This is a genomic window from Pseudomonas sp. Choline-02u-1 (assembly GCF_002836515.1).
Classification (GTDB): domain Bacteria; phylum Pseudomonadota; class Gammaproteobacteria; order Pseudomonadales; family Pseudomonadaceae; genus Aquipseudomonas.
Window position 1 is genome coordinate 29,635 of record NZ_PJBC01000014.1, and the last position, 26,189, is coordinate 55,823.

Annotated in this window: 19 protein-coding genes; 7 read left to right on the forward strand and 12 right to left on the reverse strand. The window is 58.6% G+C overall.

Annotated elements, in window-relative coordinates:
- Positions 1-42: 42 nt before the first annotated feature.
- The 5 genes from topA to CXF97_RS12620 form a co-directional block, all read right to left on the reverse strand.
- Positions 43-2,676 carry a type I DNA topoisomerase gene (gene topA / locus CXF97_RS12595; protein WP_101158768.1) on the reverse strand — a complete coding sequence of 878 codons (2,634 nt, stop codon included), beginning with the start codon at positions 2,674-2,676 and terminating at the stop codon, positions 43-45.
- 114 nt (positions 2,677-2,790) lie between these two features.
- Positions 2,791-3,027 carry a DUF1653 domain-containing protein gene (locus tag CXF97_RS12600; protein WP_101158769.1) on the reverse strand — a complete coding sequence of 79 codons (237 nt, stop codon included), beginning with the start codon at positions 3,025-3,027 and terminating at the stop codon, positions 2,791-2,793.
- Between the two features lie 94 nt (positions 3,028-3,121).
- Positions 3,122-4,297, reverse strand: a complete 1,176-nt coding sequence (fadA, locus tag CXF97_RS12605) for an acetyl-CoA C-acyltransferase FadA (protein WP_016775495.1) — start codon at positions 4,295-4,297, stop codon at positions 3,122-3,124.
- 29 nt (positions 4,298-4,326) lie between these two features.
- Positions 4,327-6,474: a fatty acid oxidation complex subunit alpha FadB gene (gene fadB / locus CXF97_RS12610; RefSeq protein ID WP_101158770.1), complete on the reverse strand. Its 2,148-nt coding sequence runs from the start codon at positions 6,472-6,474 to the stop codon at positions 4,327-4,329.
- A 528-nt stretch (positions 6,475-7,002) separates the two neighbouring features.
- Positions 7,003-7,440: a hypothetical protein gene (locus tag CXF97_RS12620; protein ID WP_101158771.1), complete on the reverse strand. Its 438-nt coding sequence runs from the start codon at positions 7,438-7,440 to the stop codon at positions 7,003-7,005.
- Between the two features lie 103 nt (positions 7,441-7,543).
- Here CXF97_RS12620 and CXF97_RS12625 point away from each other — a divergent pair, with 103 nt between their 5' ends.
- Positions 7,544-7,981: a universal stress protein gene (locus CXF97_RS12625; protein WP_101158772.1), complete on the forward strand. Its 438-nt coding sequence runs from the start codon at positions 7,544-7,546 to the stop codon at positions 7,979-7,981.
- A gap of 107 nt (positions 7,982-8,088) precedes the next feature.
- Here the strand turns inward: CXF97_RS12625 and CXF97_RS12630 are convergent, their stop codons facing one another.
- A complete protein-coding gene (locus tag CXF97_RS12630; protein ID WP_101158773.1) occupies positions 8,089-10,011 on the reverse strand; it encodes an ATP-binding cassette domain-containing protein in 1,923 nt (640 codons plus the stop codon).
- 214 nt (positions 10,012-10,225) lie between these two features.
- Between CXF97_RS12630 and CXF97_RS12635 the strand changes: the two genes are divergently transcribed.
- Positions 10,226-12,154, forward strand: a complete 1,929-nt coding sequence (locus CXF97_RS12635; protein ID WP_101158774.1) for a transglycosylase SLT domain-containing protein — start codon at positions 10,226-10,228, stop codon at positions 12,152-12,154.
- A 120-nt stretch (positions 12,155-12,274) separates the two neighbouring features.
- Here the strand turns inward: CXF97_RS12635 and CXF97_RS12640 are convergent, their stop codons facing one another.
- On the reverse strand, positions 12,275-14,053 hold the full coding sequence (locus CXF97_RS12640; RefSeq protein WP_101158775.1) for an ABC transporter transmembrane domain-containing protein: 1,779 nt from the start codon (positions 14,051-14,053) through the stop codon (positions 12,275-12,277).
- Positions 14,054-14,311: 258 nt separating this feature from the next.
- On the opposite strand from CXF97_RS12640, the gene CXF97_RS12645 reads away from it, so the two are divergent.
- Positions 14,312-14,491, forward strand: coding sequence for a PA1571 family protein (locus tag CXF97_RS12645; protein WP_101158776.1), 180 nt, complete (start codon positions 14,312-14,314; stop codon positions 14,489-14,491).
- 170 nt (positions 14,492-14,661) lie between these two features.
- Here CXF97_RS12645 and pdxB read toward each other — a convergent pair whose 3' ends face one another.
- Entirely contained in the window at positions 14,662-15,807 is a 1,146-nt protein-coding gene (gene pdxB / locus CXF97_RS12650) for a 4-phosphoerythronate dehydrogenase PdxB (protein WP_101158777.1), read from the reverse strand.
- Positions 15,808-15,967: 160 nt separating this feature from the next.
- Between pdxB and CXF97_RS12655 the strand changes: the two genes are divergently transcribed.
- Positions 15,968-17,377: an MATE family efflux transporter gene (locus CXF97_RS12655; RefSeq protein WP_101158787.1), complete on the forward strand. Its 1,410-nt coding sequence runs from the start codon at positions 15,968-15,970 to the stop codon at positions 17,375-17,377.
- A 49-nt stretch (positions 17,378-17,426) separates the two neighbouring features.
- Here CXF97_RS12655 and tusA read toward each other — a convergent pair whose 3' ends face one another.
- The gene (tusA, locus tag CXF97_RS12660; protein WP_101158778.1) at positions 17,427-17,675 is read right to left on the reverse strand and encodes a sulfurtransferase TusA; all 249 of its coding nucleotides are present in this window, start codon (positions 17,673-17,675) and stop codon (positions 17,427-17,429) included.
- Positions 17,676-17,740: 65 nt separating this feature from the next.
- Entirely contained in the window at positions 17,741-18,814 is a 1,074-nt protein-coding gene (rlmM, locus tag CXF97_RS12665) for a 23S rRNA (cytidine(2498)-2'-O)-methyltransferase RlmM (RefSeq protein ID WP_101158779.1), read from the reverse strand.
- A gap of 222 nt (positions 18,815-19,036) precedes the next feature.
- On the opposite strand from rlmM, the gene acnA reads away from it, so the two are divergent.
- On the forward strand, positions 19,037-21,778 hold the full coding sequence (acnA, locus tag CXF97_RS12670; RefSeq protein ID WP_101158780.1) for an aconitate hydratase AcnA: 2,742 nt from the start codon (positions 19,037-19,039) through the stop codon (positions 21,776-21,778).
- A gap of 315 nt (positions 21,779-22,093) precedes the next feature.
- Here acnA and CXF97_RS12680 read toward each other — a convergent pair whose 3' ends face one another.
- The gene (locus CXF97_RS12680; protein WP_101158782.1) at positions 22,094-22,582 is read right to left on the reverse strand and encodes an SRPBCC family protein; all 489 of its coding nucleotides are present in this window, start codon (positions 22,580-22,582) and stop codon (positions 22,094-22,096) included.
- Between the two features lie 176 nt (positions 22,583-22,758).
- Between CXF97_RS12680 and CXF97_RS12685 the strand changes: the two genes are divergently transcribed.
- On the forward strand, positions 22,759-23,673 hold the full coding sequence (locus CXF97_RS12685; RefSeq protein WP_101158783.1) for an ADP-ribosylglycohydrolase family protein: 915 nt from the start codon (positions 22,759-22,761) through the stop codon (positions 23,671-23,673).
- Between the two features lie 48 nt (positions 23,674-23,721).
- Positions 23,722-24,126: a lysozyme inhibitor LprI family protein gene (locus CXF97_RS12690; RefSeq protein ID WP_101158784.1), complete on the forward strand. Its 405-nt coding sequence runs from the start codon at positions 23,722-23,724 to the stop codon at positions 24,124-24,126.
- A gap of 46 nt (positions 24,127-24,172) precedes the next feature.
- On the opposite strand, the gene mrdA is transcribed toward CXF97_RS12690, so the two are convergent.
- Entirely contained in the window at positions 24,173-26,065 is a 1,893-nt protein-coding gene (gene mrdA / locus CXF97_RS12695) for a penicillin-binding protein 2 (protein ID WP_101158785.1), read from the reverse strand.
- Positions 26,066-26,189 lie beyond the last annotated feature (124 nt).

The following is a 26,189-nucleotide window of genomic DNA, read 5'->3' on the forward strand; positions in this document are numbered from 1 at the left end:
CCTTATGGTTTCATGCGGCCTTTTCGCTGCTCAGACTAACGCTTACTCAGCCTTGGCTTTCGCGCTGCGCTTGTCTTCAACTGTCCACTTGCCACCGTCGTAATACGCCTTCCAGCCAGTCGGCTTGCCGTCGACTTCGGTCTGCACGTATTGCTCCTTGGTCTTGCGGCTGTAGCGGATGACCGCCGGCAGACCATCAGGATCCTTCTGCGGAGCTTCACACAGGAAGTGGTACTTCGGATCGATCTCGTCCTTGTGCGGCAGAATCTCGATCACCAGCGGAGCACGGGTCTCGCGGTTTTTCGGGAACTGACTGGCCGCCAGGAACAGGCCGGAGGCGCCATCGCGCAAGATGTAGGTGTCGTTGACCTTTTCGCATTTCAGCTCAGGCATCTTCACCGGATCCATCTTCGGCGGCGCCGCATCACCGCTCTTCAGCAGCTTGCGGGTGTTTTTGCACTCAGGGTTGGTGCAGCCGAAAAACTTGCCGAAACGGCCGGTCTTGAGCTGCATCTCGCTGCCGCATTTATCGCATTCCAGACTCGGACCTTCGTAGCCCTTGATGCGATAGCTGCCTTCTTCGATTTCGTAACCGGCGCAATCCGGGTTGTTGCCACAGATGTGCAACTTGCGCTTTTCGTCCAGCAGGTAGGCGTCCATCGCCGTGCTGCAGATCGGGCAGCGATGCTTGCCACGCAGTACCAGCGATTCCGATTCGCCCTCGTCGTCCGCTGCGATTTCATCGCCCGGCACCAGATTGACCGTTGCCTTGCAGCGTTCTTTCGGCGGCAGGCTGTAGCCCGAGCAACCAAGGAACACGCCGGTCGAGGCAGTACGGATCTGCATCGGACGACCGCAAGTGGTGCACGGAATATCGGTCATGACCGGCTGGTTAGCGCGCATGCCGCTTTCCGGGTTCTCTGCTACTTCGAGTTTCTTCTTGAAGTCGCCGTAAAACTCGTCCAGCACGTTTTTCCAGTCGCGCTCGCCCTGCGCCACATCATCAAGGTTCTCTTCCATGCCGGCGGTGAAGCCGTAGTCCATGAGATTAGAGAAACTTTCAGACAGACGCTCTGTGACAATGTCGCCCATCTTTTCAGAATAGAAACGACGGTTGTGCAGCGTTACATAACCGCGATCCTGAATAGTCGAAATGATCGCAGCGTAAGTCGAAGGACGACCGATGCCGCGTTTTTCCATTTCCTTGACCAGACTGGCTTCGGAGTAACGCGCCGGCGGCTTGGTAAAATGCTGCGACGGATCGAGCTTGATCAGCTTCATCACATCGCCCTGCGCCATGTCAGGCAGTACGTCATCATCGCCAGGCTTGGCAATTTGCGGCATGACGCGGGTGTAGCCATCGAACTTGAGGATACGGCCCTTGGCACGCAGCTCGAAGTCGCCAGCGCCGACGCTGACGGTGGTCGACAGGTATTGCGCCGGCAGCATCTGGCAGGCGAGGAACTGGCGCCAGATCAGCTCATACAGACGCTCAGCATCACGCTCCATGCCCGCCAGCTTGCTTGGCGTGGTATTGGCGTCAGACGGACGAATCGCTTCGTGAGCTTCTTGCGCGCCTTCTTTGCTGCTGTAAACGTTCGGTGTCTCCGGCAGGTACTTCTTGCCGAATTCGTCTTCGATGTAAGTGCGCGCCATCGCCACGGCGTCGGCCGAGAGATTGGTCGAGTCGGTACGCATGTAAGTGATGTAGCCGGCTTCGTAGAGACGCTGGGCCATCATCATGGTTTTCTTCACGCCGAAACCGAGACGGTTGCTCGCAGCCTGCTGCAAGGTCGACGTGATGAACGGTGCTGATGGCTTGCTGCTGGTCGGCTTGTCTTCACGCTTGACGATGCTGTAGCTGGAAGCCTTGAGCTTCTCCAGCGCGGCCATGGCCTGGGCTTCGTTCAGCGGCTTGAAGGCTTCGCCTTTTTCGCGAGCCACTTCGAAACGCACGGTCGAGCCTTTGGCAGTGCCGAGATCAGCGTGCACTTCCCAATATTCTTCCGGAATGAACGCACGGATTTCTCGCTCACGCTCGACCACCAGCTTCACGGCAACCGATTGCACGCGACCGGCGGACAGGCCGCGGGCAATCTTCGCCCACAGCAGCGGTGAGACCATGTAGCCGACGACGCGGTCGAGGAAGCGACGCGCCTGCTGGGCGTTGACACGATCAATGTCCAGCTCGCCCGGTTCGGAGAAGGCTTCCTGAATCGCTTTCTTGGTGATTTCGTTGAACACCACTCGCTTGTAGCGGCTGTCGTCACCACCGATGGCTTCGCGCAGGTGCCAGGCAATGGCTTCCCCCTCGCGATCCAAGTCGGTTGCGAGATAGATGGTGTCAGCATCCTTGGCGAGCCGGCGCAGCTCTTCGATGACCTTCTCTTTGCCTGGAAGGATCTCGTACTTGGCTTTCCAGCCATGCTCGGGATCGACGCCCATGCGCGAGACCAGCTGCTTACGCGCTTTCTCTTTCGGCGAGAGCACCGGACCTTCGCCCGCAGCCGCCTTGCCGCGCTTGGCGGCTGGCTCTTTGCTGGCGCTAGCCGAACCGCTAGTGGGCAGGTCTCGGATATGGCCGATACTCGACTTCACCACGTATTGGTTGCCCAGATACTTGTTGATGGTCTTGGCCTTAGCCGGGGATTCCACAATGACCAGCGATTTGCCCATGGATCAGAAAATTCCTGAATTCTAGAAGTGAAAGGCGGTTGGCGCCTGACGCGGCACCGCTATATATAGTTGATACAAGATGAGGTCAAGCACAGGGTTGCCTGCGCCCTGGCCTCATGCCTTGTCAAAAACGCTCGGTTCGGCTTGCACCAAAGCAAAGCGTGGCACCTGTTCGCCGTCAACCTCGACCGACTCGACGAACATGCTCAGCGGGCGCACCCAATAGCCGTAATCGCCATACAGGGCTTGGTAAAAGACCACTTCTTCTTCGGTTTCGGAATGCCGCGCAACACTGAATACACGGTATTGCGGACCTTTGTAATGTTGGTAGAGCCCAGGTTGTATCGGCATGCTTCGGCCCTCACTGAAATCTTTTCGAAAATAAAATAAAAAACCCAAAAACAAAAACCGGGGCACTGGGCCCCGGCTTCCATCGACGAGACGCTTAAACGCGTTCGAAGACGGTGGAGATGCCTTGGCCGAGACCAATGCACATAGTGGCCACCCCGAAGGTGCCGCTATTCTGCTTCATCACGTTCAGCAGGGTGCCGGAAATACGCGCACCGGAGCAACCGAACGGGTGACCCAAAGCGATCGCGCCGCCGTGCAGGTTAACCTTCTCGTTCATCTTGTCGAGCACTTTCAGATCTTTCAGCACTGGCAAGGCCTGTGCAGCGAAAGCTTCGTTGAGCTCGAAGAAGTCGATATCGTTGATGCCAAGACCCGCACGCTTGAGGGCTTTTTGTGTTGCCGGCACAGGACCATAGCCCATGATCGCCGGATCCACACCTGCCACCGCCATCGAACGGATCACCGCCATTGGCTGGATACCCAGGTCCTGTGCACGCTGCGCCGACATCACGATCATGCACGAGGCACCATCGGTGATCTGCGACGAAGTACCTGCAGTCACGGTGCCGCCCTTTGGATTGAATGCCGGCTTCAATGCCGCCAGACTTTCCAGGGTGGTTTCCGGACGAATGGTTTCGTCATAGTCGTACAGTTTCAGGAAACCGTTCTCGTCGTAACCCTGCATCGGGATGATTTCGTCTTTAAACTTGCCTTCCACGGTTGCCTTGTGGGCCAACTGGTGGGAACGCACGCCAAAAGCATCTTGCTGCTCGCGGGTAATGCCATGCATTTTGCCGAGCATTTCAGCGGTCAGACCCATCATGCCCGAGGCTTTCGCCGCGTACAGCGACATGTGCGGGTTAGGGTCGACACCGTGCATCATGCTCACGTGGCCCATGTGCTCGACGCCGCCGACCACGAACACGTCACCGTTACCGGTCATGATCGCTTGCGCAGCGGTGTGTAGCGCGCTCATCGACGAGCCACACAGTCGGCTGACGGTCTGGCCTGCAGACGTGTGCGGGATCTGGGTCATCAGCGACGCCATGCGCGCGATGTTCCAACCCTGCTCCAGGGTCTGGTTGACGCAACCCCAGATCACGTCCTCGACTTCCGCCGGGTCGACCTTGCTGTTGCGTTCCAGCAGTTTGCTGATCAGGTGCGCCGACATGTCTTCAGCGCGGGTGTTGCGGTGCATGCCGCCCTTGGAGCGGCCCATCGGAGTACGACCGAAGTCGACAATCACGACGTCTCTAGGATTCAAGCTCATAAGTTCACTCTCACTCTAGTTGGGGGCGCTTAACCGAAGAAGCTCTGGCCGTTCTTGGCCATTTCGCGCAGCTTTTCGGTCGGGTGGTACAGCGCGCCCAAATCAGCGTACTGGTCAGCCAGGGCAACGAACTCGGCGACACCGATCGAATCGATGTAGCGCAGCGCACCGCCACGGAATGGAGGGAAACCGATACCGTAAACCAGACCCATGTCGGCTTCGGCGGCGGTTTCAACGATGCCGTCTTCCAGGCAACGCACGGTTTCCAGGCACAGCGGGATCATCATCCAATTGATGATGTCTTCGTCAGTGACTTCGCGCTGCTCGTAAACGATCGGCTTGAGCACTTCGAGTACCGACGGGTCGGCGACTTTCTTCTGCTTGCCTTTCTTGTCGGCCTCGTAGACGTAGAAGCCCTTGCCGTTCTTCTGGCCCAGGCGCTTGGCTTCGTACAGCACGTCGATGGCCGAACGACGGTCATCCTTCATGCGATCCGGGAAACCTTCAGCCATCACGTCACGACCGTGATGACCGGTGTCGATGCCGACCACGTCCATCAGGTACGCCGGGCCCATTGGCCAGCCGAATTTCTCCATGACCTTGTCGATACGGACAAAGTCGACACCGGCGCTGACCAGCTTGGCGAAACCGCCGAAGTAAGGGAACAGCACGCGGTTGACCAGAAAGCCCGGGCAGTCGTTGACGACGATCGGGTTCTTGCCCATTTTCTTCGCGTAAGCCACGGTAGTGGCGATGGCCAGTTCGCTGGACTTCTCGCCACGGATCACTTCCACCAGCGGCATCATGTGCACCGGGTTGAAGAAGTGCATACCAACGAAGTTTTCCGGACGCTTGAGGGCCTTGGCCAACAGGCTGATGGAGATAGTCGAGGTGTTGGACGCGAGGATGGTGTCCTCTTTGACCTTGTCTTCGACTTCAGCCAGTACCGCTTGCTTGACCTTAGGGTTTTCGACCACCGCTTCGACGACCAGATCGACGTGACCGAAGTCACCGTACGACAGCGTCGGGCGAATGCCGTTGAGCACTTCAGCCATCTTCGCAGCGGTCATGCGACCTTTGTCAACGCGGCCGACCAGCAGCTTGGCAGCTTCTGCCAGGCCCTGTTCGATGCCGTGCTCGTTGATGTCCTTCATCAGGATCGGCGTGCCTTTGGAGGCCGACTGGTAGGCGATACCGCCGCCCATGATGCCGGCACCGAGTACGGCGGCCTGCTTCACGTCTTTGGCGATTTCGTCGTAAGCCTTGGCTTTTTTCTTCAGTTCCTGGTCGTTCAGGAACAGGCCGATCAGGCTCTGTGCGGCAGAGGTCTTGGCCAGCTTGACGAAGCCTGCTGCTTCCACTTCCAGTGCCTTGTCACGACCGAAGTTCGCGGCTTTCTGGATGGTTTTGATCGCTTCGACCGGCGCCGGGTAGTTCGGGCCGGCCTGGCCAGCCACGAAGCCTTTGGCAGTTTCGAAAGCCATCATTTGCTCAATGGCGTTCAACTTGAGTTTTTCAAGTTTCGGCTGACGCTTGGCCTTGTAATCGAACTCGCCGGAGATGGCGCGCTTGATCAGCTCAAGGGCTGCTTCCTGCAACTTCTCTGGGGCAACCACGGCGTCGACGGCGCTGACTTTGAGCGCGTCTTCAGGGCGGTTTTCCTTGCCGGCGGCAATCCACTCAATGGCGTTATCGACACCAATCAGGCGCGGTAGACGCACTGTACCGCCGAAGCCCGGGTAAATGCCCAGCTTGACTTCTGGCAGGCCGATCTTGGCCTTGGTGGACATGACGCGATAGTCAGCCGCCAGGCACATTTCCAGACCGCCACCGAGGGCAATGCCGTTGATGGCCGCGACGGTTGGTACGTTGAGGTCTTCGAAATCGCTGAAGATCTTGTTGGCTTCGAGATTGCCAGCAACCAGCTCGGCATCCGGCAGCTTGAAGTTGTCGACAAATTCGGTGATGTCGGCGCCGACGATGAATACGTCTTTGCCGCTGCTGACGATCACGCCCTTGATCGAAGCATCTGCCTTGATGGTGTCTACGGCCTGACGCAGTTCGTTCAGGGTTAGACGGTTGAACTTGTTGACGGACTCACCCTTGAGGTCGAATTTCAATTCGACGATGCCACTTTCAAGAGCGTTAACCGTGATGGCTTTACCTTCGTAAATCATCAACTGATCTCCACGATATGGAAGCTGAACAGTACACGTCGGACGCAGGCGAATGGCTCGGCAGGACGCTTTTTCGTCAATGCTAACGCCAATCCACCCGGCACACCCGCCAACGCGATAGTCGGGATTCTGTAGGAGCAGTCTGTAAGACAAACGCTCAATTCATACGCCCGTTTGATTTGGGTACGTCACCTTCTCGGAATTCCCGGCAATTGTCAATCGCCCAAAATACCGGTTGAAATGCGACTTTGCGGTCATTTCCGTAGGGCGTAGACCTGCAACACGCACTTGCATGTCCAGCCATTCATAGAATCAATAATTAGAAAAATCGCCCTAATCCGTCGCAGCCTTTGTTTAAAGGGCTACGCTGGTGGGACTACTGGGAAATGCACAGCGCGCTTGAAACCGCGTCAGCAGAAAAAACTATTTCCGGCCTGCCTGGCCAACCCCGCCCGATGAATCATGTCGGGCTTTTTAATGCGCGTCTGCCGGACGTTTCACACCGTTGCAGTGAGAAAAGTCCACGCATCACGCCAGCGCTTTAAGGGTCGCGTCGATATCCTGCAGAACCGTCGCCTCACCCTTCTCGCCCCAATACAATGCGATCATCTGCTTGTCCGCCTCGACCTTGAAAACATTGCCCGGCAATTTTTCGAAATAATCGAGCAGCGCCCGGTCATCGCAGACTTCCTGCCATTGATTGACCCACACGCCCGGAGTTTTCTGCCAGTAGGTCCAGCACGCCGGCTGACCGCCTCGCCGCGGCCGATGGTACTGGGCACAAGGATTCGGCGGCTCCGGCAGCAGCCAGTGCGGCCACTCCTGGGGCGCGAGTTGCATGGCGAGGCCCATGCGCCGCGCCTCCATACGCAAGGCCATGCGACCGCTCTGCGCACGCGATGGGCGCAGCCATGCCAGCGGACTTAAAACTACCAGCAGGATTGACACCACCAGCCAGACCGTCATATCTGTACTCCCGATTTTTGATGGGCCCATTGTCTCGCTTGCGAACCAATGCGCTTGAAACCAGCCATACTTACCAATATCGAAACCTCAGGAGGAGCACCTCATGCCCTACCACCACATACTGGTCGCTGTAGATCTGACCGAAGAGTGCGACCCTGTGATCCACCGCGCCCGCGAGTTGTCGGTGAGCAACGGTGCCAAGTTGTCGCTGGTGCATATCGTTGAACCAATGGCCATGGCCTTCGGTGGCGATGTGCCGATGGATCTGTCACAACTGCAACAACAGCAGTTCGATCAGGCCAAGGAACGCCTTGAAAAGCTCAAATCCAAATATACCGAGCTCGTTGGCGCCAATTGCCACCTGACCTACGGCCAGCCACGCCAGGAAATTCATCATTTTGCCAAGGAACAAGCGTGCGATCTGATCGTGGTTGGCAGCCATGGCCGTCACGGTCTGGCGCTATTGCTAGGCTCGACCGCAAATGATGTGCTGCATGGCGCCCCTTGCGATGTGCTCGCGGTGCACCTGGTCAAACGCTGACTGGTTTCGCTCCCCACATTTTGATCTGATCCAGCCTGCTGATCGCGTTACATATGAAAAGCCCGGCGCTCATCACTGAGCGCCGGGCTTTTGCACATCACGATCGATCAGGCATCCAGCTCGGCCCAACGCTCCACCAACGCATCCAGCTCGGCCTGCAATTGTTCCAGCGAAGCAATGACCTTGGCCGTTTCCGCCGGCGGACGCTGATAGAAACCGGCTTCAGCCATTTCAGCCTCAACCGCAGCAATCTGCTGTTCCTTGGCGTCGATGTCGCCCGGCAAGGCTTCCAGCTCGCGCTGCAGCTTGTAGCTCAGCTTTTTCTTTGCAGCCGGTGCAGCAGCGGCAGGCGCAGCAACCACAGCAGGCTCAGCGGCAACCACCGCCGAGTTCAGGTCAGCCTTGCCCGACTTGCTTTCAGTCACGCCCAACAGACGCGGTGAGCCGCCCTGACGGATCCAGTCCTGATAACCGCCGACGTATTCACGAACCTTGCCTTCGCCTTCGAATACCAGGGTGCTGGTCACCACGTTATCGAGGAATGCCCGGTCGTGGCTCACCATCAGCACGGTGCCATTGAAGGTCAGCAGCACTTCTTCGAGCAGTTCGAGGGTTTCCACGTCGAGATCGTTGGTCGGCTCGTCGAGTACCAGCAGGTTAGCCGGTTTGCTGAACAGCTTCGCCAGCAACAGACGTGCACGCTCACCACCGGACAACGCCTTGACCGGCGTGCGCGCACGCTGCGGGCTGAACAGGAAGTCGCCGAGATAGCTCAGCACGTGACGGCTCTGCCCGTCGATGTCGATGAAGTCGCGACCTTCGGCGACGTTGTCGATCACGGTTTTTTCCAGATCCAACTGATGGCGCAACTGGTCGAAGTACGCCACGTCGATGCGCGTGCCCTCTTCCACTTTGCCGCTGGTCGGTTGCAGACCGCTGAGCATCAGTTTCAACAGTGTGGTCTTGCCGGTACCGTTGGCGCCGAGCAGACCAATACGGTCGCCGCGCTGCAGGACCATCGAAAAATCCTTGATCAGGAACGGCCCGCCCGGATGCGCGAAGCTCACGTTCTCCAGCACCATCACTTGCTTGCCGGACTTGTCCGCGGTTTCCAGGTGGATGTTGGCCTTGCCGGTACGCTCGCGACGCTCACTGCGCTCAACGCGCAAAGCTTTCAGCGCACGTACACGGCCTTCGTTACGGGTGCGACGGGCCTTGATGCCCTGACGGATCCACACTTCTTCCTGAGCCAGACGCTTGTCGAACAGCGCGTTGGCGGTCTCTTCAGCCGCCAGCGCGGCTTCCTTGTGTACGAGGAAACTGGCGTAGTCGCCGTTCCAATCGATCAGGCCGCCGCGATCCAGTTCGAGAATGCGCGTGGCGAGGTTTTGCAGGAAGGAACGGTCGTGCGTGATGAACAGCACGGCGCCCTGGAAATCTTTCAGCGCCTCTTCGAGCCAGGCAATCGCACCGATGTCCAGGTGGTTGGTCGGTTCGTCGAGCAGCAGCAGATCGGGCTCGGACACCAGCGCCTGTGCCAGCAGCACGCGACGACGCCAGCCGCCGGAGAGTTCGGCGAGAGTCTTGTCGGCCGGCAGTTGCAGGCGGCTGAGGGTGCTGTCGACCAGCGTCTGCAAGCGCCAGCCGTCACGGGCTTCGAGGTCGTGCTGGACATGCATCAGCTTGTCCAGATCGGCGTCGGTGACGATGTTCTGGCTCAGGTGATGGTATTCGGCGAGCAAGGCGCCTACACCGTCGAGGCCTTCAGCCACCACATCGAATACCGTCCGGTCGTCGGCCACTGGCAATTCTTGCGGCAATTCGCCGATTTTCAGACCGGGGGCACGCCACACCGAGCCGTCATCGGGCTTCTGGTCGCCCTTGACCAGTTTCATCATGCTGGACTTGCCAGTGCCGTTGCGACCGATGATGCACACCCGCTCACCACGGGCGATCTGCCAGGACACCTTGTCCAACAACGGCATAGCGCCGAACGCAAGGGACACATCGCTGAATTTGAGCAGGGTCATGAGCTTCTCCAAAAACCGGGCGCGCATTCTACCTGACTTGAGGCTTCAGCAGGCCGGCAATTTGTCTGTCGAAGCACTCTGCACAACATTTGTTGCGAACTTGTGCAGCGAGGCTCGCAAAGCTTTCGCCGCTTGCTGGCAAAAGGCTAAGCTACAGGCAATTCAGTGCGGATTCCGATCGGCACTTGTCATGATTTCTCTGCCCGGATGTCTCATGCGCAGTCGCCTTTTCAGTGTTATGTCCTGCTTGTTTCTTACCGCCGCTGCCGCTCAATCCGTCCAGGCGGTGGACCTGTCTACCCAACGCCAGTATTACGATGAAGCCAAGCGCGCGCTGGCCAAGGGCGATACCGGCCCGTATTTCCGCTACAGCCAGGCGCTGTCCGATTATCCGCTGGAACCGTATCTGGCCTACGACGAACTGACCGCGCGTCTGAAGACGGCAAGCAACGCGGAAATCGAGAAATTCCTCGCCGAACACGGTGACCTGCCGCAAGCCAACTGGATGAAGCTGCGCTGGTTGCGCTGGCTCGCCGACCGTGGCGACTGGGCGACCTTCGTCAAATACTACGATCCGAAGCTGAACTTCACTGAGCTAGACTGCCTCAACGCGCAGTATCAGATCAGCCACGACAAGAAAGCTGAAGGCTACGCCAACGCGGAAAAACTCTGGCTGACCGGCAAATCGCAACCCGCCGCCTGTGACGCCCTGTTCGGCATCTGGGCTGCCGACGGCCAACTGACCGAACAGAAACGCTGGGAACGCACCAAACTCGCCGCGCAGGCGCGTAACTATCCGCTGGCGAACAGCCTGATCAACGGCTTGACCAGCCTCGCCCCGCGCGGTCGCTTGCTGGTCGACGTCGCGCAGAAACCCGAACTGCTTAACCAGCCGTCGCGCTTCACCCCGGCCGACGAGCCGATGTCAGACGTTGTCAGCCTCGGCCTGCGCCGCCTCGCAAGGCAGGATCCGGACAAGGCCATGGCTCTGCTCGACGGTTACGCCAGCAGCATGCATTTCTCTCGCGATGAAAAAGTCGCGATTGCTCGCGAGATCGGCCTGACCCTTGCGCGCCGCTTCGACAGCCGCGCGCTGGACGTTATGACCAAATACGATCCGGAGCTGCGCGACAACACCGTATCGGAATGGCGCCTGCGCCTGCTGCTGCGTCTGGCACGCTGGAACGATGCCTACGAACTGACCAAACGTCTGCCGCAAGACCTGGCCACCACCAACCGCTGGCGCTACTGGCAGGCGCGCAGCCTGGAACTGGCCCAACCGCAAAACCCGCAAGCGCTGACCCTGTACAAGAATCTGGCGCGGGAACGGGACTTCTACGGTTTCCTTGCCGCTGATCGCTCGCAGTCGCCTTACTCGTTGAACAATAAGCCGCTGGTGCTCAGCCAGGCGTTGATCAGCAAGGTTCGCAACACCCCCGGCGTGCGTCGTGCGCTGGAGTTTCATGCACGTGGGCAGATCGTCGACGGGCGTCGCGAGTGGTATCACGTCAGCCGTCATTTCAATCGCGATGAAATGGTCGCCCAGGCGAAACTGGCGTATGACCTGAAATGGTACTTCCCGGCAATCCGCACCATCAGTCAGGCGCAGTACTGGGACGACCTGGACATCCGCTTCCCGATGGCTCACCGCGATACCCTAGTGCGTGAAGCCAAGGTCCGCGGCCTGCATTCAAGCTGGGTGTTCGCCATCACCCGGCAGGAAAGCGCCTTCATGGACGACGCGCGCTCCGGCGTCGGCGCCAGCGGTCTGATGCAACTGATGCCCGGCACCGCCAAGGAAACCGCGCGCAAGTTCAGCATTCCGCTGGCCTCGCCCCAGCAAGTGCTCGATCCGGACAAGAACATCCAGCTCGGTGCTGCTTACCTCAGTCAGGTGCACAGCCAGTTCAACGGTAACCGCGTCCTCGCCTCCGCCGCTTACAACGCCGGCCCCGGCCGCGTGCGTCAGTGGCTGCGCGGCGCTGATCACCTGAGTTTTGACGTCTGGGTGGAAAGCATCCCGTTCGACGAAACCCGTCAATACGTGCAGAACGTACTGTCATATTCGGTGATCTACGGCCAGAAGCTTAATTCTCCCCAACCGCTGGTGGATTGGCATGAGCGGTATTTTGATGATCAGTAACCGGTAATCCCGGGTAGGCAAGAGCTGCCGAAAACTGCGATCTTTGATGTAAAAATGCCCGCATTCAATGCGGGCATTTTTTGTAAAGCAAGATCAAAAGATCGCAGCCTTCGGCAGCTCCTACAAGTCCACTGCGTGGCCATCATTAAACTGCAACGCCGCCAGCCGCGCATACAGCGGGTTGCTGGCGATCAATTGCTGATGTGTCCCAACCGCCACCAACTTGCCTTGATCCATCACCGCAATCCGATCAGCGTTTTTCACCGTGGCCAGTCGGTGGGCGATGACCAGCGTGGTGCGGTTTTCCATCAGCGTTGGCAAGGCTTGCTGGATCAGATGCTCGCTCTGTGCGTCGAGGGCGCTGGTGGCTTCGTCCAGCAGCAGGATTGGCGCGTCCACGAGCAAGGCCCGAGCGATGGCCAGGCGCTGGCGTTGACCGCCGGACAGGCCGAGGCCGCCATCGCCCAGATGAGTCTGATAACCATCCGGCATTTGTTCGATGAAGTCGTGGGCGTGGGCAATTCGCGCGGCTTCCTTGACCTGCGCCAGTGTGGCGGTCGGGCAGCCGTAGCGAATGTTCTCCTCCACGCTGCCAAAAAACAGCGCCGGGGTTTGCGACACCAGAGCGAAACAGCGGCGCAGATCCAGCGGGTCAAGGCTGGTCAGCGGCGCTCCATCCAGCAGAATCTGCCCTTCGCGCGGATCGTAGAAGCGCAGCAACAGGTCGTAAACCGTGGATTTGCCCGCGCCTGACGGCCCCACCAATGCCAGGGTTTCGCCCGCCCTCACCGTCAAACTCAAGCCATCGACTGCGTAACTTTCCGGACGAGAGGGGTAGGAAAAGCGCACGTCGCGCAATTCAAGCTCACCTTTGACTCGCGCTGGCAAAGTGACCAGTCCGGCCACCGGTGGCTGGATAATGTTTTCCGAGCGCAGCAATTCCGCGATGCGTTCAGCGGCACCCGCAGCGCGTTGCAGTTCGCCGATCACTTCGCTCAGCGTGCCGAACGCGCTACCGACGATCAGGCTATAAAAAACGAATGCCGCCAGCTCGCCGGCCGATATCCGCCCGGCCATGACATCCATGCCACCAACCCACAACATCACCGCCACCGCGCCAAGCACCAGCACGATCACCAGCGTGATCAACCACGCCCGCTGGAAGATCCGTTTGCGTGCGGTCTCGAACGCCTGCTCTACGGTGGAGGCGAAACGCTGCTCATCCTGCACCTGATGGTTGTAGGCCTGCACGGTTTTGATCTGGCCGAGGGTTTCAGACACGTAACTGCCAATGTCAGCGATACGATCCTGACTCTGGCGCGACAGATTGCGCACGCGACGGCCGAATATGAGGATCGGCGCAATCACCAGCGGCAGCGCAATCACCACAATGCTGGTGAGTTTGGGATTGGTGATGAACAGCAGCACCACACCGCCAACTACCATCAACAGGTTGCGCAGGAACAACGAAAGCGACGAGCCAATCACCGATTGCAGTAGCGTGGTGTCGGCGGTCAGGCGCGACTGGATTTCCGAACTGCGGTTGTCCTCATAAAAGCCTGGATGCAGGTACACCAAATGATTGAACACTTGGCGACGAATATCAGCGACCACGCGCTCACCGATCCATGACACCAGATAGAAACGGGCGAAAGTGCCCAGTGCCAGGCCTAGTACCAGCAACATGAAGATCGCGATGGACTGATTAAGAAGATGCGGCGATCGGGTCATGAAACCTTGGTCCACAAGCAGCTTGATGCCCTGCCCCATTGACAAGGTAATGCCCGCGGTGACGATCAGCGCAAGTAAAGCGCCGAAGGCATGCCAGCGGTACGGCAGGAGAAAATGACTGGTCAGGCGCAAGGCGCGCCGGTGTCGGGAAGATAGCAAGGAGATCATGGAATTCACGTCTGCGCAAATGAATCGGGCCAGCCTACAGACTCAAATGGGGTGGAACTCTGTAAATCACAATGAGTCAGGTTAAATATGCCCGGGATGTCCGGATGCTAGAAACGATTGGTCTAAGGTTGCGGTTGAGACGAGACGGCATTTCTGTTTGAGTAGAGATGCCGCTCGCCGACAGATCGCAGGGAGTTGTCACAGCCTGGTCACGTGGCGGTTTTAACTTAGGCACACAACCTGATGAGGAGACAGGCCATGTCCTTGCAACACAGCAGCGAAGACAAGATTGAAGTGATCCGCACCCAACCCGACCAGTCTCTGGGTTGCTCGATTATCGATGAGCAGGGCCGCGAAGTACCAATCACTGAAGACATGATCCAGGACGCCTGCCGCGAACTGGAGAAGCGATTGGTCAAGCCTGCCGAACAAGAGTGATGTAGCCAACGTCTTCCCGACCCGACCCTGATTGGCCGGGTTTTTTCTGCGCCTGATTTAGCTGCGAATCGTGTAGGAGCTGCCGAAGGCTGCGATCTTTTGATCTTCAATAAGCAAGATCAAAAGATCGCAGCCTCGTTTCACTCGACAGCTCCTACAGGCCAATGCGGTTATGGGACCGGGGTTGCGCCGAGCGCCGCCACAATCTGGCGCAACACAGGCGCATCCCCTTCAATCCGCACCTTCAGCCCTTCGATCTCGCGTCGTACCGGGTACTGCTTGCGCAATTGGTCAAATGCCTCACGCTGCTCAGCGACATTTCCTACCAGACTGCGGCGAAAATCCGCGTCGTCGCGGCGCGGGTCATACACGCCCCGACACAACATCGCCAGCGCCCACGCCGGATCACTGTCGCCATGCAAGGAAACTTCCGACAACCACGGCGCTGGCAACAGATCACTCAGCTGGATAATCGCAGGCTGGCCGCTGAAAGCGCAGTAGGCCTGGTAGATCTGCGCGGTTCCGCGTTGCTTGCCGTCAAGGCTGTAACCGGCAATATGCGGTGTCGCCAACACACAGAGTTCGGCCAGCGCAGGATCAACTTCCGGCTCCTTTTCCCAGACGTCGAGCACTGCCTGCAGGTCTTCACGCTCCAGCAGCACTTCAAGCAGCGCAACGTTATCGACCACAGGGCCGCGCGCCGCATTGATCAGCCACGCACCTTGCTTGAGTTGCTGCAGACGCTGCCGATCAAACAGATGCCAGGTCGCATCGTCGCCGTTACGGGTCAAAGGTGTATGCAGACTTATCACGTCGCACTGCTCGAGGATCTGCTCGAGGCTGACATGATCGCCGCCGTCGGCAGCCTGACGCGGCGGATCGCAAACCTTTACGTTCCAGCCCAAACCTTTCAAGACCTTGATCAGGCGACCACCGACTTCACCGGCGCCGACAACGCCGTAGGTACGCTGAGTCAAATCAACGCCTTCGATTTCGGCCAGTGTCATCAAACTGCCCAGTACGTAGTCGACCACGCCACGAGCATTACACCCCGGCGCGCTCGACCAGCCAATCCCGGCCTCTTTGAAGTAATCGAGATCCAAATGGTCGGTGCCGATGGTGCAGGTACCGACAAAGCGCACCTTGCTGCCCTCAAGCAGCGCACGGTCAACGCGGGTCACCGAACGCACCAGCAACACATCGGCGTGCTCGACCGTGGCACGGTCAATGGAGCGGCCCGACACACGGCGGATTTCACCGAAACCGGCAAAATAAGCATCGAGCAGCGGGATATTTTCGTCGGCAACAATCAGCATGGCGGGCTCCTTGGGCGGATCGGCAGTTTAGGTGCAGACGCGCCGATCAGCCAGCAGGGTTTGCGCTTACAAATACGCAACAGAGGATTTTTCCTGACCGAGGCGTCAGCGGCGTAGAATGCGCCGCTCTGCGCATCAATACTTTCTGGACGCTTCGCCTGTGAACTCTGTAACTGACCAACCCGTCGCCGTCTCCCTGTCCCGCCCTGCGCGGATTCGCCTGGAGTTGAAAAACCTGCTCGCCCTGGCGCTGCCGATCATCATCGCGCAACTGGCGACCACGGCCATGGGCTTCGTCGATGCGGTGATGGCGGGACGCGTAGGGCCCAAGGATCTGGCGGCGGTAGCATTGGGCAACTCGATCTGGGTCCCGGTGTTTCTGTTGATGACCGGCACCTTGCTGGCCACCACGCCGAAGGTCGCGCAACGCTTCGGCGCTGGCAAGCACAGCGAGATCGGTCCGATCGTGCGTCAGGCGCTATGGCTAGCGTTGGTGGTGGGGTTGATCGCCACTGCGATGCTGGTCGCCGCCGAACCGGTTTTGCACCTGATGAAGGTCGATGCCGAACTGATCGACCCGAGCATGCAGTACTTGCACGGCATCGCCAGCGGTCTGCCGGCAGTGGCCATTTATCACGTGCTGCGTTGCACCAGTGACGGCATCGGCCGCACGCGCCCGGCCATGGTGCTGGGCCTGTGCGGGCTGGCACTGAACATTCCGCTGAATTACATCTTCATCTATGGCCACTTCGGCGTGCCGGCCATGGGTGGCGTCGGCTGCGGCTGGGCCACGGCGATCGTGATGTGGGTGATGGCGCTGGGCCTGGCCGGCTACGAACGCTGGGCGCCGGCCTACCGCTCAAGCGAACTGTTCAGCCGTTTCGACTGGCCGCAGTGGGCGGTGATCAAACGTCTGCTATCGATTGGTTTGCCGATCGGCATCGCGGTGTTTGCCGAGTCGAGCATCTTCGCCGTGATCGCCCTGCTGATCGGCAGCCTCGGCGCGACGGTGGTGGCCGGGCACCAGATCGCGCTGAACGTCAGCTCGCTGGTGTTCATGATTCCCTATTCGCTGGGCATGGCGGTCACCGTGCGTGTCGGCCAGGCGCTGGGCCGTGAGGAACCGCGTGAGGCACGTTTTGCCGCTGGAGTCGGCATGGGCACCGCACTGGCCTACGCCTGCCTGTCGGCGAGCCTGATGCTTTTGCTGCGCGAGCCGATTGCATCGATCTACACCGCTGATCCGACGGTGATTCATATTGCGGCGATGCTGATTGTCTATTCGGCACTGTTCCAGTTTTCCGATGCGATCCAGGTGACCGCCGCCGGCGCGTTACGTGGCTACCAGGACACTCGCGTGACGATGATCCTGACCCTGTTCGCTTATTGGGGGATCGGTTTGCCGGTAGGTTATGCGCTGGGGCTGACCGACTGGCTCGGCGAGTCACGTGGCCCGAGCGGGCTGTGGCAGGGTTTGATTGTCGGCTTGAGTTGCGCGGCGCTGATGCTGTCGATTCGTCTGACACGCAGCGCGCGCAAGCGGATCCGGATCAGTCGCTCGCTCGGCTGATCACCCATAAAAAAAGACCTGCATTTGCAGGTCTTTTTTTTGCCCAGAGTCAGGGTTTCTTGCGAATCCAGTACAGATAAGTACCCGCTTCTTCATGCTGGCTGACCAACTCATGGTCGAGGAACACGCAAAACTTGGGGATGTCACGTTTGGTCGAAGGATCGGTAGCGATCACCTTCAAGAGGCCGCCGGGCACCAGGTCGCGGATGTGCTGATGCAACATCATCACCGGTTCCGGGCAATTGAGGCCGGTGGCGTCGAGGGTGCCGTCGACCGGAGAATCGATCATTTCACTCATGGTTCACTCCAGAAACTGGCCGGCATTGTCGCGCATTGCCCGGGATCTCGTCCAACCTCTATGGGTCAGCGAGACTTGGGCTTTTTGCTGTCATGCCGGCGCAGGTGGCAGGTCACTTCCTCACGATCGTGATACAGCTGCTTGCAGCCAATATCTACCTTGATTCCCCGCGCCTTGAAACCATCGGCAATGCGTTCCAGCAGCCGCTTTACTTCGGCATAACGCTGCTTCATCGGCAGCTTCAGGTTGACCACTGCTTCGCGGCAATGTCCCTCGCCAATCCATTCTTCCAGCATCGCCGCGTTGCGCGCCGGTTTCTCGACGATATCGCAAACCATCCAGTCAACCGGCTGCTTGGGCTTGAAGGTGAACCCGTCCGCCATCAAATGCTGAACCAGGCCGGTGTCCATCAGGCTTTCAGCCATCGGGCCGTTGTCGATGGCGGTGACCAGCATGCCGCGGTTAACCAGTTGCCAGGTCCAGCCGCCCGGCGCCGCACCGAGGTCGACGCCGGTCATGTCGCTGTGCAGACGGTCGTCCCACTGATCACGCGGAATGAAGTGGTGCCACGCCTCTTCCAGCTTCAGGGTCGAACGGCTTGGCGCTTCGCGGGGAAACTTCAGGCGCGGAATGCCCATCGGCCACATGGCCGAATTGCCGGCATCAGCCATGCCGAGGAACACCTCACGACCACTTTTAAAGGTCAGCAACAAACGCGGCTTGCTGGCGTCCTCCACCAGTTTGCCGGCGGCGGTCAGCGCCTTGCGCAGCGGGCCCTCGAATTTTTTGCAGAAGTTCGACAGTTCCTTGCCGTCATTGGTATCGACCACTTCCAGCCACAGGCTGCCGCACACCCGGAAATCGGCCATGTGCGCCAGGATCACGCTGATCCGATCGTTTTCTGGCAGATCGATGAAAAAACCACGCGCCCACTGGCGCGGGAAGATCAGCTCAGCGAAACGCTGACCGCGCATCAGGCGTTCAGCGCCATCGGCTTCGGTGCAGACAAACTCGGCGCAGGCCGCGGCCGTTTTGGCTTTGGCGTAACCGGCGACATTGAGACGGGCGGCGAGGTCGGAAATCTCCGAACAGACTTCGCCTTCGAAGCCGGGCCGGCAATGCATGAATAGGGTGTTCATTCTTACTCCTGGGCAGCGGCCGATGATTCGGCCGCTGCGCGATGCTCAAGCCTTGCGTTGCCGCAATGCCTGTCACGAAAACCGGCGCATGATAGCCGAAGTCGGAACCTTGGTTCCGCTCATAGAGTCCAGTTATTAGCCAGCTACTCAAAACAGGGCTAGGTTTAATGCTCTGCCCGTCCCCTCAGTCCGTAGCCGTGCGGACTCAAAGGAGTGATCGTAATGCCGTCCCTCGATAGTCTGAAGTCACTGAAAACCCTACAAATTGACGCCACGACCTACCACTATTTCAGCCTGCCGGAAGCCGCCAAAAGCCTGGGCGACCTCGACAAGCTGCCGATGTCGTTGAAGGTTCTGCTGGAAAACCTGCTGCGCTGGGAAGACGAAAAAACCGTCACCGGCGCCGACCTCAAGGCCATCGCCGCGTGGCTCAAGGAGCGCCGCTCCGATCGGGAAATCCAGTACCGCCCGGCCCGTGTATTGATGCAGGATTTCACCGGCGTCCCCGCCGTGGTCGACCTGGCGGCGATGCGCGCCGCTGTGGCCAAGGCCGGCGGCGATCCGCAACGGATCAATCCATTGTCGCCGGTGGATCTGGTGATCGACCACTCAGTAATGGTCGACAAGTTCGCCAGCGCCAGTGCGTTCGAGCAGAACGTCGACATCGAAATGCAACGCAACGGCGAGCGCTACGCCTTTCTGCGCTGGGGCCAGAGCGCATTCGATAACTTCAGCGTGGTACCGCCGGGGACCGGCATCTGCCACCAGGTCAACCTCGAATACCTCGGCCGCACCGTGTGGACCAAAGACGAAGATGGCCGCACTTACGCATTTCCCGACACGCTGGTCGGCACGGACTCCCACACCACCATGATCAACGGACTCGGCGTACTTGGCTGGGGCGTTGGCGGGATCGAAGCGGAAGCCGCCATGCTCGGGCAACCGGTGTCGATGCTGATTCCCGAAGTGATCGGCTTCAAACTCACCGGCAAACTCAAGGAAGGTATCACCGCGACCGATCTGGTGCTGACCGTGACGCAGATGCTGCGCAAGAAAGGCGTGGTCGGTAAATTCGTCGAGTTCTATGGCGACGGCCTCGCCGACTTGCCACTGGCCGACCGCGCAACCATCGCCAACATGGCTCCGGAGTACGGCGCGACGTGCGGCTTCTTTCCGGTCGACGATGTCACGCTCGAATATTTGCGCCTGTCGGGCCGGCCGCCGGAAGTGGTGAAGCTGGTCGAGGCATACACCAAAGCTCAAGGCCTGTGGCGGCTGCCGGGTCAGGAGCCGGTGTTCACCGACAGCCTGGCGCTGGACATGGGCAGCGTCGAAGCGAGTCTGGCCGGGCCGAAACGCCCGCAGGATCGCGTTTCGCTGCCGAATGTCGCGCAGGCCTTCAGTGATTTCATCGACCTGCAATTCAAACCCACCAGCAAGGAAGAAGGACGCCTGGAAAGCGAGGGCGGTGGCGGCGTGGCGGTGGGCAACGCCGATCTGATAGGCGAAGCTGACTACGAATACGAGGGCAAGACGTATCGCCTGAAAAACGGTGCCGTGGTTATCGCCGCGATTACTTCCTGCACCAACACTTCCAACCCGAGCGTGATGATGGCGGCCGGGTTGCTGGCGAAGAAAGCCGTCGAGAAAGGCCTGACGCGCAAGCCGTGGGTAAAAAGCTCACTAGCCCCTGGTTCGAAAGTCGTCACTGATTACTACAAGGCTGCCGGGCTGACGCAGTACCTTGATCAACTCGGTTTTTCACTGGTCGGCTATGGCTGCACCACCTGCATCGGCAACTCCGGGCCACTGCCGGAGCCGATCGAGAAAGCCATTCAGAAAGCCGATCTGACCGTCGCTTCGGTCTTGTCCGGCAACCGCAACTTCGAAGGCCGCGTACATCCGCTGGTGAAGACCAACTGGCTGGCCTCACCTCCGCTGGTCGTCGCCTACGCATTGGCCGGTAGCGTGCGCACCGATATCAGCAGCGAACCGCTGGGCGAAGACCAACAGGGCAATCCGGTATATCTGCGCGACATCTGGCCAAGTAGCCGGGAAATCGCCGAGGCGGTGGCTCAGGTCAATACGACGATGTTCCACAAGGAATACGCCGAAGTGTTCGCCGGTGATGAGCAATGGCAAGCCATCGAAGTCCCGCAAGCGGCGACTTACGTTTGGCAGGACGATTCGACCTACATCCAGCATCCGCCTTTCTTCGACGACATTTCCGGTCCTCTGCCGGAGGTAAAAGACGTCAAGGGCGCGCGGGTCTTGGCTTTGCTGGGTGATTCGGTAACCACAGACCACATCTCCCCCGCCGGCAACATCAAGGTCGACAGCCCTGCGGGGCGTTATCTGCAGGAAAAAGGCGTCGAGCCACGCGACTTCAACTCTTATGGTTCCCGTCGCGGCAATCATGAGGTGATGATGCGGGGCACGTTTGCCAACATCCGTATTCGTAACGAGATGCTCGGGGGCGAGGAAGGCGGGAATACCTTTTACATTCCCACCGGGGAGAAAATGGCGATCTATGACGCTGCGATGAAATATCAGGCTGCGGGCACGCCGCTGGTAGTGATTGCCGGTCAGGAGTATGGCACCGGGTCGAGCCGTGACTGGGCGGCGAAAGGCACCAATCTGCTGGGCGTCAAAGCTGTAATTGCGGAGAGCTTTGAGCGTATTCACCGCTCGAATCTGGTTGGCATGGGTGTGCTGCCATTGCAGTTCAAGCTTGATCAGAATCGCAAGAGCCTCAATCTGACCGGCAAAGAGACGTTCGAGATTCTGGGATTGACCGGCGTTGAGCTGAGGCCGCGGATGAACCTGGCTTTGGTGATCACTCGCGAGGACGGGCGTCAGGAGAAGATTGAAGTCTTGTGCCGGATTGATACGTTGAATGAGGTCGAGTACTTCAAATCCGGGGGGATTCTGCATTACGTATTGCGGCAGTTGATTGCTTCGTAACGGGTGACATTTGCAGCAGGCTGCGGTTTCTTTGACTTTGGCTTTAGAAGCAAAATCAAAAGATCGCAGCCTTCGGCGGCACCTGCATACAGACGAAAAAAAACCCGCCGAAGCGGGTTTTTCCCAAGACCATTATCGACTCCCTGTCGGCAGCGATCCTTGCAAATGGTCGATCATCCATGATCCTGAAACACTCCCTGCGTCTCAGTTGATGTGTGTAGATTACCGAGTGGATCCAATCAGCAATAGTCGTAAAAGCTATCAACGCGTGTAAGACATTCGCCATACAACCACTTCCGAAAACCCTTAGACCCTTCAGGCATTTCCGCTTTCACGGGCCTTCGCGCTTTCGGCGAGGAACTGTTCAAGCCTGCTCAATTGCTCCTCCCAACCACGACTGTCCATGTAATACGCCTCCTTCTGGCGGATGTCGGGAATGTGTGCAAAGCCCGATTCCGAAACCTTGAGCAACGTACCCTTTTCGAAGTCCTGCAATTCGAACTTGACCAGCGTGGTCGGCTCTTGCGAGTAATCGATCTTCGGATTGACTGCATACGGGTGCCAGCGGAAAGAAAACAACTGCTGCGGCTCGACGCGCTCGATCAGCACATTCCACAACACGTGTTCATAACCGGGGTACGTGACCTGGCCTTGCGTCCATTCACCTGCAATGAACCGCCGGCCCTCGAGCGCCACGCCAAACCACTGACCAAATGCCTCGGCATCGACCAATGCACGCCAAACGTGGGAACGCGACGCCTTGAGCGTGATTTTGCGTTCGAAACTGTTAGGTACTGGTTTCATACGTCACCTCCTGTTCTGAACACTAGGCTTGTATGACCACATGTCCAATGCGAAGTTGTATCGAAGCGCTGCAGCCACTGATTCGAGCGGACACATCCTGCCGTAGTTTCCGCTCTGTGATCAGCGTCGTCTGACCTGTTATCTTTCCCGCGAATTCGCAGAAACAAGGAAGAATCATGCAGCCTTCTCTCGCCGATCGTTATCGCGGCGCCCTCCTCGGTTTGGCTTGCGGCGATGCGGTCGGCACAACAGTGGAGTTTCAACCGCGAGGATCATTCCAGCCGGTCAGTGATATGGTTGGCGGTGGTCCGTTCCAGCTCAAACCTGGGCAATGGACCGATGACACCTCAATGGCGCTGTGCCTGGCCGAGAGCCTGCTGAGCAAGAATGGGTTCGACGCGGCTGATCAGATGGGCCGCTATCTCAATTGGTGGAAATGGGGATACCTGAGCTCCACCGGTGAATGTTTCGACATCGGCATGACCGTTAGCCGGGCGCTGCATCAGTACCAGCAAACTGGGGAGCCTTTTGCCGGCTCGACTGACCCGTTGACTGCCGGCAACGGATCGCTGATGCGACTGGCGCCCGTCGTGCTGTTCTATTTTCCCGACATTCGACAGATCCAGGCCTTTGCGGCCGACAGTTCGCGCACAACTCATGCCGCGCCGGAGGCAGTCGAGTGCTGCCAATTGCTGGCTGATCTGATCACAAGAGCGCTTGAAGGTGCGGACAAAACGCAGCTTCGCCGGTCGTCACTGTCAGAGCTTTCCCAGCCCAAGGTGGTTGCTATCGCGCGGGGTGAATACCTCGACAAAGGCGAGACTGAAATCAAAGGCAGCGGCTATAGCGTCCAATCACTGGAAGCCGCTTTGTGGTGCTTTCATCACACGCATACGTACACCGACGCCGTACTCACAGCAGCCAATCTGGGTGACGATGCGGATACGACAGCGGCTATCGTGGGCCAATTGGCAGGAGCCTACTACGGGGCTCGAGGAATTCCCGAACACTGGCTGGAGCGACTGCATGAAGTCGAGGAAATCACGGCCACGGCGGATCGCTTGCTTGAGGCGTCCCGCTTTCGTACATAACAATCGCTACACTGTGGTGCTCTTTACATTCGATACAGTGAGAACCTCATGTCAGTACGCGTGCTTCTGGCCTTTGCGCCCTTTGTGTTTTCCCCATTCGCCCATGCCGCCACTGACTGTGCCAATGCCAGCGATCAGGCAACGATGAATCAATGTGCGGGGCAAGCGTTCAAAGCGGCAGACAAGGAACTGAATGCGCTGTACCAGCAGGTCACCGGGCGCTTGAAGGACAACCCGGAAGGCAAGAAGCTGCTGGTCAACGCGCAGCGGGCGTGGATCAGCTTCCGGGATGCCGAGTGCAAGTTTTCGGCATCTGGGGTGGCGGGCGGGAGTGTCTATCCATTGATTTACAGCGTTTGCCTGACCGGCATGACCAAGACGCGTGTCGAGGCACTCAAACACTATTTGAAATGCGAGGAAGGTGACATGAATTGCCCGGTTCCCGGAGCGTAATTACAGGCTCCCCTTGCGGGAGCCTGTGCTGTGAAACCGTTACGCCTCAGACGTGAGGATCGCCCGGTGCTTTGCTCGGCGCTGCGTATTGCGGCTTGAGGTGGCCATCCTGGTCGAGTAACCAAGCGTCCATGATCTGTCTCACTACTGGACCGGCAACACGACCACCCGCCTCGCCGTTTTCGATCATTACCGAGATGGCGATCTTCGGATGTTCGGCCGGTGCGAATCCTACAAACAGGGCGTTGTCACGATGGCGCTCGAGGGTTTTTTCGCGGTTGTAGCGCTCACCCTGCTTGATCGCCACCACTTGCGCCGTACCACTCTTGCCGGCGATGCGGTATTGCGCGCCCGCAGCGGCCGCTCGGGCAATGCCTCGAGCATCGTGCATGACCATCTGCATGCCGTGGTTGACCTGCTCCCAATCGCGCGGATCCTTGAGCAGGATATTCGGCATCGGATGCTCGTCAACCGGCGCAACGCCATCCACAGACTTGGCCAGATGCGGCCGATTCCATATGCCCTTGTTGGCGATCAGGGCAGTGGCTTGAGCCAATTGCAGTGGCGTGACCTGCATGTAGCCTTGGCCGATGCCAAGAATAACCGTCTCGCCGGGATACCAGGCCTGTCGCCTTGTAGCGCGTTTCCACGCTTGCGACGGCATCAGGCCGGGCGACTCTTCAAACATGTCCAGCGAGACTTTTTCACCAAGGCCAAACATCGCCATGTAGTCGTGCAGACGATCAATGCCAAGCTTGTGCGCAAGGTCGTAGAAGTAGGTGTCGTTGGAACGCATGATCGCCGCGTCCATGTCCACCCAGCCGTCACCGCTGTGGTTCCAGTTGCGATACTTGTGATCGAAGTCCGGAAGTTGGTAATAGCCGGGATCGAATACTCGCGTCTGCGGAGTCACGACGCCTGCGTCCAGCCCCGCGACGGCGACTTCCGGTTTAATCGTCGAGCCTGGGGCGTAGAGGCCGCGCAATACACGGTTGAACAGCGGCCGGTCGATGGAATCCCGCAGCGCCGAATATTCCTTCGAGCTGATGCCTGTGACGAACAGATTCGGATCGAAACTCGGATTGCTGACCATCGCCAGCACTTCTCCCGTGGACGGATCGAGGGCTACCACTGAACCACGACGATCGCCCAACGCCGCTTCAGCGGCCTCCTGCAGCTTGACGTCCAGGCTGAGGACGATGTTTTTACCTGGCACCGGATCGGTGTGCTTGAGCACCCGCAGCACTCGGCCTTGAGCGTTGGTTTCGACTTCTTCGTAACCGACATGGCCATGCAGCTGCGCTTCATAGAAGCGCTCGATACCGGTCTTACCGATGGATTGCGTACCACGGTATTCAACGGAGTCCAGGGTTTTCGATTCTTTTTCATTGATCCGGCCGACATAACCGATCGAATGGGCGAAATGAGCGCCGAGGGGGTAGTGCCGGACGAACTGCGGTTCGACATCAAGACCCGGCAAACGGAACTCGTTGACCGCCAGGACGGCGATTTGCTCTTCCGTCAGCTCATAAAACAAAGTGACCGGTGTGAACGGATGACGGGATTGCTTCATCGCCTTATCGAATACCGTGCGGTCTTCTGCAGGCAAGTGCAGCAAGTTGATGACTTCGTCCAGCTCCTGATTGATGTCAGTTGCACGCTCACGGGTGATGGTCAGGTTGTAGCTGGGACGGTTGTCGGCGAGAAGGACACCGTTGCGGTCGTAGATCAGCCCGCGCGTCGGCGGAATCGGCAAGACGTGGACACGGTTGTTTTCGGAGATGGTCGAGTGGTACTCGAACTCCACGACCTGGAGGATGTATAGGCGCACAACCAGAGCACAGCTGATGGCGAAGACGAACAGAGCACAGGCAATCAATCGTTTATTGACCAGCCGCGTCTCTTTTTCATGGTCCTTGATCGGGATTGGTTCAGGCATTTCTACAGCAACTCTTTGACATAAATGAGTGCCGATCCGTGGGCAGAATATCAGTCCGTTAAAAAACGAGCTGCACCATAACAAAACTGGCTGTCCACTTCAGAATGAAATTACCCGATGGCAC

Bases quoted from the DNA above. Each gene is read 5' to 3' on its own strand.
- topA (WP_101158768.1), bottom strand. From the start codon at position 2,676: ATGGGCAAATCGCTGGTCATTGTGGAATCCCCGGCTAAGGCCAAGACC.
- CXF97_RS12600 (WP_101158769.1), bottom strand. From the start codon at position 3,027: ATGCCGATACAACCTGGGCTCTACCAACATTACAAAGGTCCGCAATAC.
- fadA (WP_016775495.1), bottom strand. From the start codon at position 4,297: ATGAGCTTGAATCCTAGAGACGTCGTGATTGTCGACTTCGGTCGTACT.
- fadB (WP_101158770.1), bottom strand. From the start codon at position 6,474: ATGATTTACGAAGGTAAAGCCATCACGGTTAACGCTCTTGAAAGTGGC.
- CXF97_RS12620 (WP_101158771.1), bottom strand. From the start codon at position 7,440: ATGACGGTCTGGCTGGTGGTGTCAATCCTGCTGGTAGTTTTAAGTCCG.
- CXF97_RS12625 (WP_101158772.1), top strand. From the start codon at position 7,544: ATGCCCTACCACCACATACTGGTCGCTGTAGATCTGACCGAAGAGTGC.
- CXF97_RS12630 (WP_101158773.1), bottom strand. From the start codon at position 10,011: ATGACCCTGCTCAAATTCAGCGATGTGTCCCTTGCGTTCGGCGCTATG.
- CXF97_RS12635 (WP_101158774.1), top strand. From the start codon at position 10,226: ATGCGCAGTCGCCTTTTCAGTGTTATGTCCTGCTTGTTTCTTACCGCC.
- CXF97_RS12640 (WP_101158775.1), bottom strand. From the start codon at position 14,053: ATGATCTCCTTGCTATCTTCCCGACACCGGCGCGCCTTGCGCCTGACC.
- CXF97_RS12645 (WP_101158776.1), top strand. From the start codon at position 14,312: ATGTCCTTGCAACACAGCAGCGAAGACAAGATTGAAGTGATCCGCACC.
- pdxB (WP_101158777.1), bottom strand. From the start codon at position 15,807: ATGCTGATTGTTGCCGACGAAAATATCCCGCTGCTCGATGCTTATTTT.
- tusA (WP_101158778.1), bottom strand. From the start codon at position 17,675: ATGAGTGAAATGATCGATTCTCCGGTCGACGGCACCCTCGACGCCACC.
- rlmM (WP_101158779.1), bottom strand. From the start codon at position 18,814: ATGAACACCCTATTCATGCATTGCCGGCCCGGCTTCGAAGGCGAAGTC.
- acnA (WP_101158780.1), top strand. From the start codon at position 19,037: ATGCCGTCCCTCGATAGTCTGAAGTCACTGAAAACCCTACAAATTGAC.
- CXF97_RS12680 (WP_101158782.1), bottom strand. From the start codon at position 22,582: ATGAAACCAGTACCTAACAGTTTCGAACGCAAAATCACGCTCAAGGCG.
- CXF97_RS12685 (WP_101158783.1), top strand. From the start codon at position 22,759: ATGCAGCCTTCTCTCGCCGATCGTTATCGCGGCGCCCTCCTCGGTTTG.
- CXF97_RS12690 (WP_101158784.1), top strand. From the start codon at position 23,722: ATGTCAGTACGCGTGCTTCTGGCCTTTGCGCCCTTTGTGTTTTCCCCA.
- mrdA (WP_101158785.1), bottom strand. From the start codon at position 26,065: ATGCCTGAACCAATCCCGATCAAGGACCATGAAAAAGAGACGCGGCTG.